The organism is Sphaerochaeta associata (assembly GCF_022869165.1).
Lineage (GTDB): Bacteria > Spirochaetota > Spirochaetia > Sphaerochaetales > Sphaerochaetaceae > Sphaerochaeta > Sphaerochaeta associata.
The window spans coordinates 1,240,640-1,258,976 of the sequence record NZ_CP094929.1 but is presented as its reverse complement, the minus strand read 5'-3'; the positions used below and the strand labels follow the sequence as shown (position 1 = coordinate 1,258,976).

Annotated in this window: 14 protein-coding genes; 4 read left to right on the top strand and 10 right to left on the bottom strand. The window is 52.5% G+C overall.

The annotated features are described in order from the left end of the window. Positions 1 to 54 precede the first annotated feature (54 nt). From MUG09_RS05780 to MUG09_RS05770, 3 genes are read left to right on the top strand one after another with little or no spacing between them, the layout of a single operon-like run. Positions 55 to 966, top strand: a complete 912-nt coding sequence (locus tag MUG09_RS05780; RefSeq protein WP_244774411.1) for a DMT family transporter — start codon at positions 55 to 57, stop codon at positions 964 to 966. Between the two features lie 41 nt (positions 967 to 1,007). Continuing rightward, the gene (gene abc-f / locus MUG09_RS05775; protein ID WP_244774409.1) at positions 1,008 to 2,867 is read left to right on the top strand and encodes a ribosomal protection-like ABC-F family protein; all 1,860 of its coding nucleotides are present in this window, start codon (positions 1,008 to 1,010) and stop codon (positions 2,865 to 2,867) included. After that, a complete protein-coding gene (locus MUG09_RS05770; RefSeq protein ID WP_244775413.1) occupies positions 2,752 to 4,146 on the top strand; it encodes a hypothetical protein in 1,395 nt (464 codons plus the stop codon). The genes abc-f and MUG09_RS05770 overlap by 116 nt, the downstream gene beginning before the upstream one ends. Here MUG09_RS05770 and MUG09_RS05765 read toward each other — a convergent pair. The 7 genes from MUG09_RS05765 to MUG09_RS05735 form a co-directional block, all read right to left on the bottom strand. Continuing rightward, on the bottom strand, positions 4,139 to 6,790 hold the full coding sequence (locus tag MUG09_RS05765; protein WP_244774407.1) for a TolB family protein: 2,652 nt from the start codon (positions 6,788 to 6,790) through the stop codon (positions 4,139 to 4,141). The genes MUG09_RS05770 and MUG09_RS05765 overlap by 8 nt on opposite strands. 131 nt (positions 6,791 to 6,921) lie before the next feature. Further along, positions 6,922 to 8,019, bottom strand: a complete 1,098-nt coding sequence (locus MUG09_RS05760) for a branched-chain amino acid aminotransferase (RefSeq protein ID WP_280529387.1) — start codon at positions 8,017 to 8,019, stop codon at positions 6,922 to 6,924. 53 nt (positions 8,020 to 8,072) lie between these two features. Next, positions 8,073 to 9,062 carry a sugar phosphate isomerase/epimerase family protein gene (locus MUG09_RS05755; RefSeq protein WP_244774405.1) on the bottom strand — a complete coding sequence of 330 codons (990 nt, stop codon included), beginning with the start codon at positions 9,060 to 9,062 and terminating at the stop codon, positions 8,073 to 8,075. A gap of 13 nt (positions 9,063 to 9,075) precedes the next feature. Then, positions 9,076 to 10,152, bottom strand: a complete 1,077-nt coding sequence (locus MUG09_RS05750; RefSeq protein ID WP_244774404.1) for a Gfo/Idh/MocA family protein — start codon at positions 10,150 to 10,152, stop codon at positions 9,076 to 9,078. Positions 10,153 to 10,162: 10 nt separating this feature from the next. Continuing rightward, positions 10,163 to 11,140: an ABC transporter permease gene (locus tag MUG09_RS05745; RefSeq protein WP_244774401.1), complete on the bottom strand. Its 978-nt coding sequence runs from the start codon at positions 11,138 to 11,140 to the stop codon at positions 10,163 to 10,165. Beyond that, positions 11,137 to 12,627: a sugar ABC transporter ATP-binding protein gene (locus tag MUG09_RS05740; protein WP_342345920.1), complete on the bottom strand. Its 1,491-nt coding sequence runs from the start codon at positions 12,625 to 12,627 to the stop codon at positions 11,137 to 11,139. Before MUG09_RS05740 ends, MUG09_RS05745 begins: the two co-directional genes overlap by 4 nt. Positions 12,628 to 12,724: 97 nt before the next feature. Then, entirely contained in the window at positions 12,725 to 13,732 is a 1,008-nt protein-coding gene (locus MUG09_RS05735; protein WP_244774397.1) for a substrate-binding domain-containing protein, read from the bottom strand. 230 nt (positions 13,733 to 13,962) lie between these two features. Between MUG09_RS05735 and MUG09_RS05730 the strand changes: the two genes are divergently transcribed. Next, the gene (locus MUG09_RS05730; protein ID WP_244774395.1) at positions 13,963 to 15,000 is read left to right on the top strand and encodes a LacI family DNA-binding transcriptional regulator; all 1,038 of its coding nucleotides are present in this window, start codon (positions 13,963 to 13,965) and stop codon (positions 14,998 to 15,000) included. Here MUG09_RS05730 and MUG09_RS05725 read toward each other — a convergent pair. The 3 genes from MUG09_RS05725 to MUG09_RS05715 are packed head-to-tail and all read right to left on the bottom strand — an operon-like array spanning position 14,975 to position 18,329. After that, complete coding sequence (locus MUG09_RS05725) at positions 14,975 to 15,844, bottom strand: carbohydrate ABC transporter permease (protein ID WP_244774393.1); 870 nt, start codon at positions 15,842 to 15,844, stop codon at positions 14,975 to 14,977. The two genes, MUG09_RS05730 and MUG09_RS05725, sit on opposite strands and share 26 nt — an antisense overlap. A 1-nt stretch (position 15,845) precedes the next feature. After that, complete coding sequence (locus tag MUG09_RS05720) at positions 15,846 to 16,769, bottom strand: ABC transporter permease (protein WP_244774390.1); 924 nt, start codon at positions 16,767 to 16,769, stop codon at positions 15,846 to 15,848. A 21-nt stretch (positions 16,770 to 16,790) separates the two neighbouring features. Then, positions 16,791 to 18,329, bottom strand: a complete 1,539-nt coding sequence (locus MUG09_RS05715) for an extracellular solute-binding protein (protein ID WP_244774387.1) — start codon at positions 18,327 to 18,329, stop codon at positions 16,791 to 16,793. Positions 18,330 to 18,337 lie beyond the last annotated feature (8 nt).

Sequence of the window (18,337 nt, the reverse complement as noted above, 5' to 3'; positions counted from 1 at the left end):
GGGGCATGCCTTTCATTGCCTAACCAAAGCCTTTGTGATAGTGTTTGGCCCATCATGGAACACAACCTAATCGTCGGGCAGCTGCTCGCCCTCTTGACCGCAGCTTGTTGGGCACAAAACTCGATCATCTACCGCCATATCGGTGCAAAGGTAGGCTCGGATGCTGTGGCCCACATCAGAATGTGGATCGCCCTTCCCATGATCCTTGCCCTCACCTACGCGGTGGAAGGTTTTTGGTTCCCAACCTCCCTTTCCGCCCGGACCTATGTCTTCCTGCTTGCAAGCGGGGCGTTCGGCTATTTCGTCACCGACATGCTTTTATTCAAGGCCTACATCCTGCTGGGAAGCAGGGAGTCGATGGTCATCATGACACTCTCTCCGGTTGTGACAGCCTTCTTCGGCTACCTTCTCTTCGATGAACGGCTGAACCTCATCCAAATACTTGGCATATTCACCACCATCGCAGGTGTTGCTGTGATGGTGCTGCTCGATTCGCGCCGAAACGTAGAGAAAAATGAGCGGGACACCAACCTCAAGGGATTTGTATATGCAATCCTTGCATCGGCTTTACAGTCACTCTCCTTCCTGCTGGCCAAGTTCGCCCTCGACGAAACAGGCCCGGTTTCCACCAACCTTCTGCGCAATATCGGGGGCTTATCCTGTTTCCTTGTCTTCAACTTCCTCTACAAGCGTAATGCAGTCCAGCACTTCAAGGTCTTTCGCAACCGCCGCTACCTCATTCTTCTCATCCTCGCCGCATTCGCCGGCCCAGTGCTGGGCATGTCCAGCCAGATGCGTGCTTTCACGCTCGCACCGGTCGGCATTGTCACCACCATCACCCAGATCACCCCGATTCTCCTGTTCCCTTTCGACCGTTTCATACTGCATAAACGTCTCACTGCCTCGAGTCTTGCAGGCACGTTCCTCTCGATAGCCGGGGTTGCTGTTCTCTTTTTGGCTGCATGATACAGCTTGCCTAGCGCCCTGCTTTTCGCTACGCTCGAAGTATGAATGTACTCTCTCTGGAATCTGTATCCAAAACACTGAAGGATGAACCACTCTTTGAAGGAGTCAGCTTCGGTTTGGAAGAAGGCGACCATGTTGCTCTCATCGGACGCAACGGCCAAGGGAAATCCACCTTTCTCAAGCTTATCGCCGGCCAAATCGTCTGCGACAGCGGAACCATTGCCATGAAAAACGGTACCGATTTGGTCATGCTCGACCAGAGAGTTCAGTTCGAAGAGGGTGCTACCGTAGCAAGCTACCTGTATGACGGACAAGGGGTGCGCATTGAGACCTATCGTGCTTACCGTCAGGCGTTGGAAAGCGAGCACAATGAGGCGGTGTTGGCCCATCTCACCGAGCAGATGGAGCTCTTGGGTGCTTGGAACCTTGAGAATGATTATGCCTCGCTGCTGGGAGAACTGGGTCTCTACGATATTCAGGACCAACGTATGGATACCCTTTCTGGGGGGATGCAGAAAAAGGTTGCCATTGCACGGGTTCTGTGTGCAAAACCTACCATGCTCCTGCTCGATGAACCGACCAACCACTTGGATATCCAGACCATCGAGTGGTTGGAACAGTACTTGAAAAACAGCAGTGCAACCATCATTTTGGTCACTCATGACCGCTACTTCCTTGACTCGGTGTGCTCGGCCATCCTGGAGATGGACAACGCTTCAATTTTTCTCCATCCAGGTTCTTTTTCTTCCTACCTGGAGCGAAGGGAGGAACGACTTGAACGTCTGCAAAAAGAACAGGACCGGATCAAAACCGTCCTCAGACGTGAACTTGAGTGGCTCAAGCGTGGACCTAAGGCACGTACAGGCAAGGATAGTGGAAGGAAGGACCGCATCGAAGCGTTGCTGGCCAGTCAGAGTGCAACAGGCGACGAAGCGATGCAAAGGTTCAGCTCCCAAAACCGACGCATGGGCAAGAAAATCCTTGAGGCAAAGCACCTGAGCAAACGATATGGCGATCAGGTGGTAATCCAGGACTTCTCATTTTCCTTCATCAAAGGAGCCCGAATAGGGGTGGTTGGGCCGAATGGAAGCGGCAAATCAACCTTGCTTGACCTGCTTTGCGGTTATCTGGAGCCCGATGAAGGCAGTCTGGATGTCGGAGTGAACACCGTGTTTGCCTACTATGACCAGGGCGGCAGGGCTTTGACAAGCGACAAGATCATCCTCGAATATGTCGAGGACATCGCCGAACGAGTGACATTGGGCCCCAACCAGGTGGTAAGCGCCGCCAAGTTCCTTGAGCTCTTCGGGTTTCCTGCCTCCATGCACCGACAAAGCATTGCCAGCCTCTCCGGAGGCGAGAAGCGTAGGTTGTATCTGGTTTCCAGGTTGCTGGCCAATCCAAACTTTCTCTTGCTCGACGAGCCCACCAACGACCTCGACCTTCCTACCATGGAGAACCTCGAACAGTACATCCAGGACTTTGCCGGCTGTACTCTCATTGTCAGCCATGACCGGGCATTTCTCGACCTCACCTGTGATGAGCTCTTCATCCTCGCCGATGACGGGTCGGTCACCTATGAAACCATGCGATACAGTCAGTGGCGTGAACGCGAGAATGAGAAACCTGCGAAGGCAGTCCAACCTGTCCAGCCTCCGCCTGTACAAAACAAGCGCAACGAGAAAAAGGGCTTGAGCTTCAGGCAGCAGAAGGAATTTGAAGAGTTGGAATCCACCATGGAATCGATGCAGCAACGTCTTGGAGAACTGGAAGCAAGCTTTGCTGATGCAAAACCTACCAAAGAGGGAACGCTCGCTGAGCGGACAGAGAAATATCATGCACTTCGAAGCGAACTTGAAAATCTGGAAGACCGTTGGCTTGAGCTTGCGCAAAAGAGCTGACATCCTTTTTTTGCTATGCATCCTCGGCTTGCCAATACCGGCCTATGCTTTCTCATTGTCTTCCCTCTCAATCGGGACCGGCAATGATTGGTACACCATGGGGTTGGGATACAACCAGGATGATGGATTTTCCTTCGGGTCGTCCTTGGAAGCGACCTTTGACAACAATCTCAGCTTCCAGACCTTCATAAGAAGTTATACCGACCGCATTCAAAGCAACCGACGTTACGATGAAATTCAGATAGGTGCAACCTACCCTTTTCTCTTTCCTGCAATGCACAATGCAGGAATCGGCATCGTAGGCTCGGCAGGGGTTGTATTAAGTGGAAACTTGGGCTTGCAGACCATCCAGAACAGGTTCCACACCCTCATCGGCCGCGATCAGGTCACCTTGACATATTATGAGGACCAATTCAAGAGCCACCCTTATCTTGCACTGAAAGCACAAGCCGGCTATCTTGTTTCCAACACATTGGTAGGTATCGAGCTGGGAACATCCTACACCCACCAATGGGAATTCCTCCTTGAAGCGAATACCTTTGTCTCGTATGGTGGTTTTCTCACCATTCGACTTGGGTACATAGAGAAGTTCGTAGAAGATCTCTATCCAAGCCAAAAGATCCAAGAACAGCGGTATGAAGGCCTCAGGCTTGCCTATGTCTACGACGGAGGCCTGTTTCAGTCTTCTTTCTTCTCTTTCTTGGGGTCGGGAGCCTCATACGGTTCTTTCGGCCTAGATGTACTTGCATTCAAGCGGCCCAAGACCTATACACAAACCGATTTCACCTTCACATCCGGTATCTTGTACAATATGGAAGGTCACCAAAACCGCCTCGTGGCATTCTCCTTCGGCCCGATCAGTCTTGAGACCAGACATACAAACGGCCCCATGCTCAACCGATGGGAGGACCAGAACGACCGGATGAACCTCGGGTCCTGGCAGCTTGGATACCGGTGGGAATTTAAGAGCCTGTCAGCCTTCTTCACTCCCGTTGTAAAAGTATCCGCCGGGCTGCACCGTTTCAATCTCCAGCAGAACTATACCACCACGTTGGTGGAGGAAATCAGGCCGAGCATTGGCATGGAGGTCGGCCTGAAGATTGGAAATACCCATTGGTGGGTGGTCGGTAACACAAGCTACCATCCACGGCTTGCAGTGGCCCTCTACTATGTGTTCAATGCTGATTCGATTACCACCGTGGAGTATTTCAAACCTCATACCGGCCCCTGGATTGTTATGGCCGGAATCGTGCTCGATATCGACCACGACCTCAGCTAAGCGAAAACCGCTCAAATAGTGATTGCCCATCCAATCCCAAGGTAAATTGCCATAGCCCGGGACCGAAAAGATAGGCAACCTGGGTAAAGGGCCTGAATGCAATCGAAGGGCCTCCCAGAACCAAATTCGTTGTCAATCGAGCACCAGCAGCCCAAGCACCCTCCCATGTCAGTGAGCCGGTATTCAAATACCAGGCACTTTGGGCAGTCAGCTCCAAGCCGGCACCGGTCATTCCTCCATAGGGAATCGGTGCATCGAAAAGGCCCAGAGGAAGCCGAAGTGAGGCTGATATGCGAAGCTTGCCGTTACCCTGTTGCAATGGAGCAAAGGAGAACAATGCAAAATTATTGCCAATATTCGCCGAGCTTGTCCCGATGGCATCCCCAACAAATCGTACCATGGCCGAGCTTTCAAAAAGACGCACCTGTATCCCCACCGATCCAAAAAGAATCGGAGCGTTCACCCCGCTTTGCAACATTGCACCACCACTGGCGGTAAATCCTGAGGTTCCGAAGAAATCCATGGTCCGGCTGTTGCGCTTTTGCAGGGTATACCCAAGCACTGTAGAGCCGGTTGTGGTTATGCCTGTCGGGTCCCAGACTAGGGATATCTGGGGTTTGATGCTCAGCGCCTGAAAATGGGAGTACCCCGTCCGTGAGAAAAGAGGTACTACCGCGGCAGCATAGGCATTGCTCCTATACGGTTTATTCTCGGATATATACTGGTTCAAGGCCAAGCCCAGTGCAATGGCATAGGTCGAGCCGTCGTACTGATAGGTCACATCAGTCACCAGTTTGGCTTTGCGAATCGACCACCCTACACTGCCTATAAGACTGTGCCGGCGCAGCAGGCTGGTTGTGTGAAACCACACCCCGGGCTGGAATTGATTTGCTTCGACGAATGGGAACGGCAACGCCAGATTGAATTGCAGGCTGTCATAATAGGGAGTCACCTGATACGAATTGGATTTTGCAAGCGGAGCGGTTTCCAAGGGAGGACGCAACGTAACCTGACCTTCACTTTTGGGTGAGCGCTCAACCTTTCTGACTGCAACACCTTGCGGAGTATACGTTTCATAGAAGAGTTCATCCTCTTGCACATGGGCGTTGTAGACTCCCACACCGTCGGTGTGGACAAGCTGCATGTTGCCTGTTTCAAGATTGAGGCTATAGAGTTCCAGCTCCTTGACGAACAGTATCGACTCATCGTCGGCGAAGGAAGGGCTGCGTAGCTCATCGGCGGTAGGGCCCACCAGCAACAACGGCTCTTTCCCTTCTTCAAGCAGGAACAGGGAAGAATTTCCATCCTTCAAGGAAAGATACACGAGTCTCGTTCCGTTTGCATTCAATGAAGGCTCAAAGAAACTTGTCCGTTCATCTGTTGCAAGCGTGGTTGTTTCCAAGGTATCGATATCCAGTTCAACCAGGTCGTAGAAGCTCCCGTTGATGCGGCTGGCTACAATACGTGATCCGTCACCGCTGATGGCAGGCTGCACCAAGCGCTGTGCCTTGGTAAGTCTTTTTGCCTTGAGTGTTGCAAGATCGAGCAGATACAGGTCGCTGTAGCTGACGGCAGCCATGGCAAGCGAGGAAGGGTCGTTGGTATCGGCCCATAATGAGGAAAAGACCGCCTTATCGGTTCCAAAGGAGATGGAAGAGCCTCCTTCGATGCTCAAGTCCATCAGCCTCTCCGCCGAACCATCAGGCAAATACCGATACAACGCTCTTCCCTTATAGGGACTTTGCACATAACCGATGAGCCCGATGGATGTGGAAACAGGAAGGAACCGATCACCAGCCATAGGCTCCGAGAATAGATTGTCCGAGGAAGTGTCTACATCGTCGACTTCATGCAGGGAGAGAGAGAACACCTCGTTGGCCGAATGGCCGGTTACTTTCTTATAAGCAGGAGAGAGGCCGAAGAAAGGAAATGCTGCAAAGCGGCGATTGATGTCAGCGAATGCAGAAGGCCCGTAATGACGGATGAGGTAGTCGATCATCAGGTAGCCGGTGACGTAGATGCGGTTGGAGGGATTGAAGGGGCCGTTGTAGGCTCCTTGGGAGAGAGACCACATGGAGTCTTCGGCCAACGATGCCTGGTAGATTCGGGCAAACGGTAGGCTGTCCCCCCTTCCCCCGTTTGCTGCAAACGCCGTCTCTGCATAGGTGGTGATGCCTTCAATCCACCAACCGGGCATAAAGACGGTGCTCATTGCAGTCACTCCCGGGCCGAGAAAACGCAGGAACTTGGCAGGCCCTACCGGGGCGGTGAGGTGGATGTAGTGAGTCAGTTCGTGAATAAACAAGCTTTTCAGCCAGTCCTGGGTTCGAGAACCAAGGAAACGGTCTTCGGGACTGGTGACATACAAATAGACGGCTGATGGGAAATTGATATAGTATCCGTTCGCCCAAGCCGTATTGCTTGTGACGATTACCGGAACCTTGGCCGCAGGGGTATGAGAAAGAAATGAGGTGAGCTGTTCAAAGACCTCGTCGGCAAAAACCGAAACGTGCCGAGCATATGCTACATCTTCCTCTTCAAAGATTATGCGGGTATATTCGGTCTCAATCTGCTGATAGGAGACGGCCAGCAGTGAGGCGGAACTAAAAAGAAGCACAAGCAGTAGAACTTTTAAACGGGCCATGAAGCACTCCTTGCCCTACTGTACTGCAACCTGCTTTGACAGTAAAGAAACAAGGAGTGAGCTCTCCGACATCTGCATACAGAAAAAGCAAACCCCGCCGTATCGGCGGGGGAAAGAAAGCTTGAAAACCTTTATGCAATCGTATGAATCCAACCTTCAGGAGCCTCGAGCCTTCCCATCTGGATGCCGGTAAGGGTGTCGTACAGCTTCTGGGTGATCGGACCCATCTTCTCCATGCCGCTTGGCATGTTGATAACGCCCTTGCTGGTGGTAATCGAACCGATGGGAGAGATGACTGCTGCAGTACCGCACAGACCGCCTTCAGCGAATTCGGCAACTTCCTCAAGCGGAACCGGGCGCTCCTCGGTCTCGAGATGAAGAATCTCCTTGGCAACATACATCAACGAACGACGGGTGATGGACGGCAGGATCGAAGGACTCTTGGGGGTTACCACCTTGTTGTCCTTGGTTACAAAAATAAAGTTTGCTCCACCGGTCTCCTCAACAAAGGTCTGTGTTGCTGCATCGAGGTAGAGGTTTTCTGCAAAACCGTTCTTGTGGGCTTCGTGCCCTGCATAGAGGCTCATGGCGTAGTTCAGTCCACCCTTGATATGTCCGGTACCGCGAGGTGCCGCTCGGTCGAATTCACTGACCTGAAGCTTCAAAGGCTTGATTCCACTCTTGAAATAAGGACCTACGGGAGTACAGAACATCCTGAAGGTGTACTCGGGGGCGGGAGCAACACCGATGACCGGGCCGCTGCCGAACAAGAACGGCCTGATATAGAGGGTGGCACCGCTGCCGTAGGGAGGCACATAGGCAAGGTTGGCTTTCACCAGCTTGTCCAGGGCATCGACAAAGCGGTCCTGGGGAAACGGAGGCATCAGAAGCCTGTGTGCTGTATCGTACATGCGTTGGGCATTGAGATCGGGGCGGAATGCTACAACCTTTCCATCGATGGTGGTATAGGCCTTCAGGCCTTCAAAACAGGTCTGTGCGTATTGGAGAACACCTGCACTCTCGCTGATGGTTACATTGGCATCCTCTACCAGAGCCCCACCATCCCACTGGTTGTTCTTCCAGTACGAGACATACCGACTATCGGTCTTGGTATAGGAGAACCCAAGACTGCCCCAATCAATGTTTTTCTTTTCCATACGCTGTTCCTTCGGCCGAAATAGAGCCTTGTGTGACTTGTATTGCGGGCCATTGTACAACTTCGTATGCATTTCGTCTATTTATATGCATAATTATTGCATATAAATAGACACATATTGCTCACTCATTGGGTTTTCAGGGCGGCATCGAAGGCCACCGATGAGCTGTTGAAATTCATTTTCTTCACATATGCACAGCTTTCTGCAGCCCCGTAGACCCTGTCCATGCCTGAATCCTCCCACTCAACAGACAAGGGGCCGGTATATCCGGCGCGGTTGAGTTCACGGACGATTCCATCAAAATCGACATTCCCATGGCCTACCGAAACAAAGTCCCAGCTGCGTCTGGTATCACCGAAAGGAAGGAACGAACCCAAAACCCCTGCACGGGGATTGCGATTGATTTTCACATCCTTCATATGCACATGGTAGATGCGATCTGCGAAATCTCGGACAAACCCAACCTCATCAACACCTTGCCATACCAGATGGCTGGGGTCAAAGTTGAGGCCAAGGGTTTGTCGGTGATTGAAGAGCTCGAACAGACGCTCGGTTGTGTACCAATCGAAGGCGATTTCGGTTGGATGAACTTCCAAGGCAAATCGTACACCACATGCATCAAACACATCGAAAATCGGAGTCCAAAGATCATATACCAACTGGAAGCCTGCATCGATCATCGCTTCGCTGGTTTGCGGATACGAGTACCATCGCGCCCAGATGGGAGAACCGGTAAACCCATTCACCACCGAGACACCGAACTTTTGGGCTGCCCGGGCAGTATCCTTCATCTCCTCGATGGCCCATGCCCTGATCGCCTCGGGCTTACCCGCCAAGTGGGCAGGTGCGAACCCGTCAAGGCGCTCGTCCCACACATCACAGACACATTGTCCTGTCAAATGGGCGCTGATCGCTTTGCAGACAAGGCCGTGTCGCTGCAGGGTTTCGTGCACCATGGGAAGGTAGGAAGGATCATGCAGCGCCTTCTGCACATCGAAATGTGCGTGGGTGGCAAGTTCGAGCCCATCATACCCCATCTCTTTTGCCAGACGGCAGAGGTCTTCCAAAGCCAAATCCCCGAACTGGCCTGAAGCCAAGGTAACCAATCGACTCATATACACTCCCTCTTTATGCAAACCGCACACATTCACCAGTCTCACTGCTTGTATAGATTGCATCGGTGATGCGCATCAGGATCAAAGCCTCAGCCGGTGTATTCATCGGCTTTTCACCTTTCGTGATGCTCTGGACAAAATTCACTGCATTGGCAACCCTGCCCATCGTCTCGTCCTTCTCAACCAGAATTTCGCGATTCACCTGCCTGCCATACTCCTCGGTAAAGAGCATAACAGTGTCGCAGCTGGTTTCATCCACCCCATCAATACCAAACAGGCGCTCGACCTTTCCCCCAGCCTTGCTGCCTTGGAATGTCACCGAAACCACTTCCCGTTCATTCATCTCAGCCCAGGAGTTACGGATCGTAAGGCACCTGCCGTCCCGAAAGGTTACCATGGCATGGCAGGCTGTCTCCACATTGGTGTTGCCATTGCCGTCAGCGATACCCCAAGGCCCTTTGAACGAGGCGTTACCCATGAAGTCATTGAACGTGACGGCAAGGACGGCCTTAGGCTCAGGGTAACCCATGAACGAAAGAGCCAAGTCGATCATATGCAAGAGGTCGATCACCGGTCCGCCTCCGGAGAGTTCCTTGTCGGTGAACCAGCCTCCGAAACCGGGGATGCCCGATCGGCGGATCCAGGTAGCCTGCGCCGAGTTTATCCTTCCCGCATCCCCGTTCTCCAGATAGCGGTAGATGGCTTGGCTTTCAGGCCTGCAACGGTTGTTGAAACCGAACATCAAATGCTTGCCCGTCCTCTTTGCCGCCTCATACATGCCAAGCATCTCCTGTGCATTGCGGGCAGGAGGCTTTTCGCAATACACATGCTTACCGGCTTCAAGAGCCTGTACGGTAAGCGGTGCATGGAACTTGTTCGGGGTAACAATGGAAACTGCGTCCAAACCAGGCTCCTGCCCAAGCATTGCTTCCAAGTTTGGGTAGATGGACTGTATCCCCCAATGTTCCGCAAACAGGCGGGCACGTTCGGCGTTGGAATCGGCGACGGCCGAAACAACGGCACCGGCCTTCTGGAAACCCTTCACATGGTAGGCTGCCATTCCACCTGCCCCAACTATACCAATATTCATGGCGCTTCTCCTATTTTCCCTTCTTGTTGCTTTGTGCAAGCACTGCAACAATGATGATGATGCCGGTGACCAACCCGTTGAGGAATGGAGGCACGTTTGCCATGATCAAGACGGTATTGATGATCCTGAGCATCAGGACACCGAGGAAGGTGCCGATGATCTTGCCCCGCCCGCCATCCATGCTTGTGCCTCCGATGGCAACTGCTGCGATGGCATCCATCTCATAGCCCATCCCGGCACTGGCGGCCTGAATTGAAGTCAGGCGGCTGGCAAGCAGGAAAGCCGCCAACCCATAGAGCATGCCTGCATAGGTAAAAATGAGAGTCTTAACCCGATTCACATTGATGCCGCTGAGGCGTGCAGCCTGCTGATTGGAACCGACAGCGTAGACATACGTACCGAACTTGGTCTTTGACATGAGCAGGCCGGTAAGTACGGTAATGAAGATCAGAAACAACATCAGATGGGGAATTGAAAGAATACGACCGGCGGCAATGGCACGGAAGGGTGCATACATGTCCTTGTCGACGGTGAAAGGCCCTCCCTGCCCCATCTGGTTGATCACACTGCGCCATGCACTCATGGTGGCAAGGGTGACGATGAAGGGGGCGATTCGACCTTTGGTCACCAAAAGGCCGTTGATCAAGCCGGCCAGGATTCCAGCTCCCAGACAGAACAGGAAGGCCAGAGGGATGGAGTGGGTGGAATTGAGGACCACCACACCGAAACCGCTGATCAGGGCGACCGTGGAACCAACCGACAAATCAATCATACCGGCGGAGATGATCAGGCTCATACCCATGGCGCAGATGCCGACAATCGCACCCTGTACGAACTGGTTGGTGATATTGTTCCACGTCAAGAACGAGGGACTGACAATAACCGCCACCAGTAAAAGCAGTACAAAACTCAACCAATGGCTGTAGTTGCCACTAATATTTCTCCAGGTGTCCCGCACCTGCATCCTCGATAGCGTCAAACCCTTCAATTGAGCACCTCCCCTCTTGTTCCGGTCGAATATTCCATAATTGCAACTTCGGTAATCTCATCACGAGACAGTACTGCCGCAGGCATTCCCTTATAGAGCACAAGGCAACGGTCCGCCAGCTGATGAATCTCAGGGTATTCACTGGTGAATACAATGACTCCCTTACCCTGGGAAGCCAACTCGACGATCAGCTTGTAGATGGAGAACTTCGCCCCCACATCGATGCCCTGGGTCGGGTTGTCCATAATGTAGACGTCGGCATCGAGTTCAAGCCACCGGCTGAGAATCACCTTCTGCTGATTCCCCCCCGAAAGAGAAGTAATGACGTCCATATCACTACCCACCTTGATACCCAATCGCTTCTGACTTGCATCAAAGCGCCTCTTCTCCTCGTTTTTGTCAACAAATAAGCTCTTGTGCCTGGCAACAAAGAAAGCGAGGGAGTTGTTGTTCCTGATACTCAAATCCGGCAGAATACCCCGTTCCTTTCGATTACGGGGCACCATGGCGATTCCCCGCCTCATGACACCCTTGATGTCGTGCATCGCAAGCGGACCTGCAGCCGTCTCGACTGTCCCCCCTTTCAGGGTAGAAGCGCCGAACAATGAAGTGGCAAGTTCATCTGTTCCAGAACCTTGCAAGCCGGTACAAACCAGGATTTCCCCTCGATGGAGTTCAAACGAGACATTGCTGAAACTGGAACCCGACAAGTCTTTTGCGGTGAGAACCACCTCATCGGTAATACTGGCGGCAATGCCATCCTTTATATGGGCCTGTACAAAGCTCTTTCCAATGAGCAGCTCAGTCGCCTGATGCTCATTAATATCCTTGATCAAACCGCTTCTAATGAACGATCCATCGCGCAGAACGGTATATCGATCGCAAATGCGGAAAATCTCAGGCATTTTATGAGAAATATAAATGAAGGAGACGCCCTCCTCCTTCAGCCGCTGCATAATGGAGAACAGCTTCTCAATCTCCCGGTTGTTCAAGGCGGTTGTCGGCTCATCCATGATGATGAGCTCACTGGAGAACAACAGCGCCCTGGCAATCTCTACCATTTGCTTTTGAGCGGTATCGAGCTCGGCGACGAGGGTATGCGCATCGATGCCGCTGTTCATGGAATTGAGCACCTTCTGGGCGTGCTCCAGTTCCCGTTTCCTATCAACCATCCACCACTGCCTGGTGTACTCTTCACCGAGGAACATATTCTGAAAGACCGTCAGGTCGTTGCATAGATTCAACTCCTGGTGGATGAATCGAATCTTCAATTCTGCCGCTTTTTTAGGGGTCATACCCTCGACGATGTTCCCATCGATCCCAATCGTACCTGCATCCGGACCAAACGTTCCGGCCAGAACGTTCATCAAGGTCGTCTTTCCTGCTCCATTCTCACCGAGCAGGCCGTGAATCTCCTTGCTGCCGACGGAAAAAGAGACATCCTTCAGGGCCTGCACCGCCCCAAACGACTTTGATATGTTCTTCATCTCAAGGATCATAACAATCTCCCTACCTATACAAGAGATGCCCAGAGGAGGCCGATAATCCAGCCTCCAGAGGGCACATGTTCCAAAAACCCAACCCTTACAGGCTGTAGCGTACCTTGTACAGCTCGCCCTGCATATAGGTCTTGTAGTTGGTCTTGTCGATCATCTCGGTGGGAACCTTGTAGTTCTTCTCGAGCTTCTCGCCCTGCAGTACCTTCAGACCGAGGTCGATAGCATCGCGGACCATGGACGGGGAGAAGGTGTAGGTCATGAAATCGATGCCGCTGAGGCCGGAGTTCTCAAAGAGGTTCATGAACCCTTCACCGGCGGAGACGCCGTTGATCAGGCGGATGTTGATCTTTGCACTTCCGTGATAGTTCTTCAGGGCCTCGACGATACCGAAGACGATTTCGTCGTCATGAGTCCAGATCGCCTTGATTGATTCGATCTCAGCCTTGCTCTTGGTGTTCAAAAAGTTCTCCATCTGTTCCATGGCAGTCTGCTGGCTCCAGTTGGTGACAAAGGACTGCACCAAGTTGAAGTTGGGACTTGCAGTTGAGAGGAATCCATTGGTGCGTTCCATCGGGACGGTAGAGCTGTCTCCCTTGAACTCGAGGTAGTTTACCTTGCCCTTGGCCAGGTCGTCCTTGAAGAACTCATTGAAATACACTCCGGCGCCTTCGCCGATCGCAACGTTGTCACCGCTGATTTCTGCATCGGGAACAAGACCGGGGATGAATCGGTCATAGACAATCAAGGGAACACCAGCGTCCATTACCGACTGGGCGACACTGCGCAGTTCATCGCCATTGACCGGCCAGAGAACCATTACATCGGGGTTCATGCCGAGGATGGTTTCAACGGCATTGCTCTGCTCACTGCTTTCAGCTGCCGTCATGAAGCGGTAGTCAAAACCGTACTGTGCAGCCAGTGCCTTTACCTGAGCCTCACTGTGGCGTATGGACTCTGCAGTGAATCCATGGTCGGCGCTGGGGGTTACGACTCCCATCAACTGCTTCTTTGCACCAGCTTCCTTGGAGCCCTGTGCAAACACGACGCTGGTTGCTACCAGCAGGACAAGAAGGAGTACCAATACCTTTTTCATTACAAACCTCCTACAGGCTGATGATCTGTGTTGCCTGTGTTTGATTCAGTATAAATCTTTCTGAAAATCTGTCAACATTTTTCGTAATATTACAATTATGACGACCATTCTAACAGTTATAACCTAAAAAACAGAAATTTATTTCAAATCTTGTAAAATTTTTCACAGTTTTACATTTTTTACTTGCCTGCAATGAAAACTGCTTCTATAGTACATCTAGAGGTATACCCATGGCAGCTGCACCAAAGAAAATCACCTATACGGCTATCTCCGAACTCTCAGGCATCTCCATCGCCACCATCAGCAGGGTCATCAACAACAGTCCCAATGTACGTGAAGAAACACGCAGGATGGTCATCGATGCGATGAAGGCTCTTGGATTCGACACCTCCAGCCTGGAGGCGGTAGGCTCGAAAACCAACGACCTGATCATCTTCAACATCCCCAGCCTGGACAACCCTTTCTACAGCCTCATCATCCAAGGAGCAAAAGCCGCCGCCCAGCGCAACGGGTACAATATGTTGGTCAATGAAGATCCAATCGATGAAAAATCCTATGACACTTTTACAGATTTGTTGAAAAAAACAAATGCAGCCGGGCTGATCACCACCAACTGCATCAACCGATCTACCCTGCTCAAGCTCAACTCGTCCATCCCCTTGGTCCAATGTTGTGAATGCATCAGCAGTGTCGACATTCCTTTTGTGACCATCGACGATGTATCGGCGGCCCGCAATGCAGTGGAGTACCTCATCTCCCTAGGAAGAAAGCGGATAGCCTTCATCAACGGCCCTCTACAGTACAAGTATGCCCAGGACAGGCTGAAGGGGTATCTACAGGCCTTGGAGCAGGCATCCATCAAGAAGGACCCTGAAATCATCATCCAGCTGCAGGAAATAAGCTACGACATGGCTGTCTCGGCGGCGTTCCAGCTGCTTAATTCCGACCAAAGGCCCGATGCGTTCTTCGCCTCCAGCGATGTCTATGCTGCGGCGGCCATCAAGGCGGTGAGAAGGTCGGCACTGGAAGTCCCGAAGGACATCGCCATCGTCGGATTCGACAACATCGAATTGTCCACCATGTGCACCCCGTCAATCACCACGGTCAACCAGCCCAAGTTCCAACTTGGCCTGCTCAGCTGCGAGATGCTCATCAAGCGCATAAGCGGCGAGCAGATTCCCATCTCCAGCATGTACATGGATACCGAGTTGATCGTACGCGAAACAACCCAGAAGCCCTCTACTACCCTTTCACGGCCCCGATCATGACGCCTTTGACGAAATACCGCTGGAGGAAGGGATAGAGCACGATGATGGGAAGCGTGCTGGTGATGATCACCGCACTCTTGATTGAAATGGCGATCGTGCTCTTGTCCCCCGAACCGGCCGCATCGCCGACCATGCTGGTGCCGGTTACAATGTTGCGCAGAAAGAGCATGACCGGAAATTGGCTGCTCTTGAGGTAGATGAGGCCGTGGAACCAGTCATTCCAGAAAAAGACGGCGGCATAGAGGCCGACGGTAGCCAAGGCTGCAGTCGATAACGGCAAAACGATGAGAACCAGGATGCCTTTATAGTCAAGACCGTCGATGATGGCGGCCTCCTCCAAATCGACGGGGATCGACTTGAAGAAGTTGATCAACAAAATCAGGTTGAACTGATTGATTGCAAACGGAATGAGCATTGCAAGCCGTGTATTGGTCAGCTGGAGATAGGATACCAACAAGTAGTTGGGAATGAGTCCACCTGAGAAGAACATCGAAAAAATGACCAGACGCATGACGGCTTTCACACCCTTAAGGCGTGTCTTGCTCAACGGATAGGCGAACAATATCATCAGCGTCAGGCTGATCGCCGTCCCGGCTATCGTATAGAAGAAGGTATTGCCATACGCCTTGAAGAAGTTCGGATAGGAAAAAATCTGGATGTACGATTGAAGGTTCAACCCCTTGGGGATGAGAAAAACCTCATTGTTGATGATTGCCTTCGGACTTGAGATCGAGAGGGCGAGCATGTAGAGGAAGGGAATCAGGCAGACGGCAAGGGTGAGGACCATCACCAGGTACACCACGAAGGAGAAGAGCATCGAAGACGGGGTTTTATAGGTTCTCATGCTAATATATCCCCTCCCCGGTCAGTCGCTTGCTCAAGGCGTTGGAGGATGAAACCAAGATGACGCCGATGATGCCGCTGAACAGGCCGATGGCCGTGGCATAGGAGTAGTTTTGGTTGGCAAGACCGGTTCGGTACACCAAGGTATCGATGATGTCGCTGACCATGCTGTTGTCCGGGGTATAGAGCAACAATACCTTCTCAAAGCCAAGGGAGAGAAGCCTTCCCACACTTATGATCAACATCACCATGATCGTGCTCATGATGGAAGGGATGGTGACAAAGAATATCTGCTGGGTACGGCTTGCTCCGTCAATGGTGGCAGCTTCGTACAGCTCGGCGGGAATTGCCGTAATGGCGGCGAGATAGATGATGGCGGTCCAGCCTGTATATTGCCAGGTGTCGACCAGGATGTAGATGACCCTGAAGAATCGGGCCTCATTCATGAAGTAGAGCGCCTCTTTGCCGAACAGGTGCTGCCGGAGCAGGTTAATGATGCCGCTTGAGGGGGAAAGCAACTCCCCTAAAATGGCGATGACGACCACCGTTGAAATGAAACGCGGCATGTATGAGACGGTCTGCACCACTTTCTTGAACGGGAGGATGTGCACCTCGTTGAGCAGGATGGCGAACAGAATCGGTATGGGAAAGTTCACCACCAGGTTTAGAATACTGAGGACCAATGTATTGCGAAAGGCCCGCCAGAATGCAGGGTCCGACCAAAATCGGGAAAAGTAGGTCAAGCCCACCCACTCGGTTCCGAACGGACCCATTCCAGGACGATATCGTCGGAAGGCAAGGACGCTGCCAAGCATGGGAACATACTTGAACACCAAGAAATAGAGCAAGGGAAGCACCATCATGGCATACAGCTGCCAATACCGTGCGAAATACGATTTCCTCGGCAGTTGCTTCCCTTGTTTCATCCAAACCCTCCTCACGTCTGATTACAAGCTGGTGTTGTACAACTCGGTAAACTTGTCAATGCCAAGGCTCTTCATCTCCTTGACGTAGGCGTCCCAATCCTTCTCGATGCTCTTGCTGCCGGTCAGGAAGGCCGAATTCCATCGTTCGAAGGCATCGGAGAGCGGAGTCTGCAAGGTGCCCGCTTCCTCGGCTTTCCGGTCGTCGAACTTCGGAGTCGGAGGGATGGCCTGGATGACATCACCGATGGCCTCAACCTCTGCGTTGATGCGCGCATAGTTCTCATCGTACTTGGTCATCTCACGGGCATTGACCCACACCATCTGCGTTACATCGCTGCCGCAGCCGTACTTGACCTGCAGACTCTTGTAGATGCCTTCGCTGGAGTTTCGGATCTCATCGGAGAAGACCACCTTGCCGTTCTGCACGGTATAGGTCGTACCTTCAACACCCAGACACCAGAGCTTGGCGTTCTCCTCGGAGAAGAACATCTCGTCGACTGTACGGACGAGCTGCTCGAAATCGGAGCGTTTGGCCGTCTTGATCGGGAAGAGGATTCCCGACCCTGTCTTGCTCTTGGGTTGATGGTGTGCACCGGCAGGCCCTGCAAGGGCGGGATACATCTGCAGCTTGAAACCATCGATGGTGCTGTTCGCCGTCACCCCGCCGATCTGGTCGTAGTAGGCATAGCTGGCCATGGCCTTGCCGGTCGCAAGCTTTTGCGTCCAGCGGTCGCCGTCGATTGGTTCGGCCATCTCAGGATCGAGCAGGCCTTCGGCATAGAGCTTGTGCATATAAGTTATGTAGCTCTTGTACTGCTCGCTGATGGCACCGGCAAAGTAGCGCTTGGTTGCATAGTCCCAGCTGAGGGTGTTGCTTCCACTGGCGCCGTTCTTGCCCAGGCTGATGCCCCACGCGGGCATGGTCATGCGGTAGAGCACCCGCGGGCCGGCCAGGATGGTCAACGGATAGGAGGATGGGTTGTGCTGCTTGAACACCTTGAGCACCTGGTACAGGTCGTCAAAGGTCTTTGGTGCTGTAAGGTTGTACTTCTTCAGGAGGTCCTCACGCAAGATCAGGCCGCCGTCGTAGAACGGGACATCAAAGAGAGCAGGCAGGAAGTACCGCTTGCCGTCCTTGAGCTTGAGAGCCGCTACATCCTCCTCAAGACCGAACTCCTTGACTCTGGAGTTGAAGTTGGGTGTCCAGGCCTCATAATCGCTGATGGGCACAATGGCACCATTGAGCGAAAGGGCGGCATTCTCACCCTTGGTGGACTGATAGAGGATTACATCAGGTGCATTGGTTCCGGTATTCAGCGCCAATGAAACCTTCGTCTGGTAATCGACGATCGGGATTACTTCAAATTCGACCTTGGCATTCACCCGCTTCTGGACTTCGGTGACTGTCAACCAATCATGCTTGAACGGCAGGGTGGCATTGTCCGAATAAAATACGGAAAATGCAATCGGGCCGCTTGTGGTCTCCTTAACCCCCGCCCCAAACAGCGAGAAGGAAAGTGAAACCAAAACCAAGAGAGCAACCAACAGGGTTTTCTTCATAGTGCCCC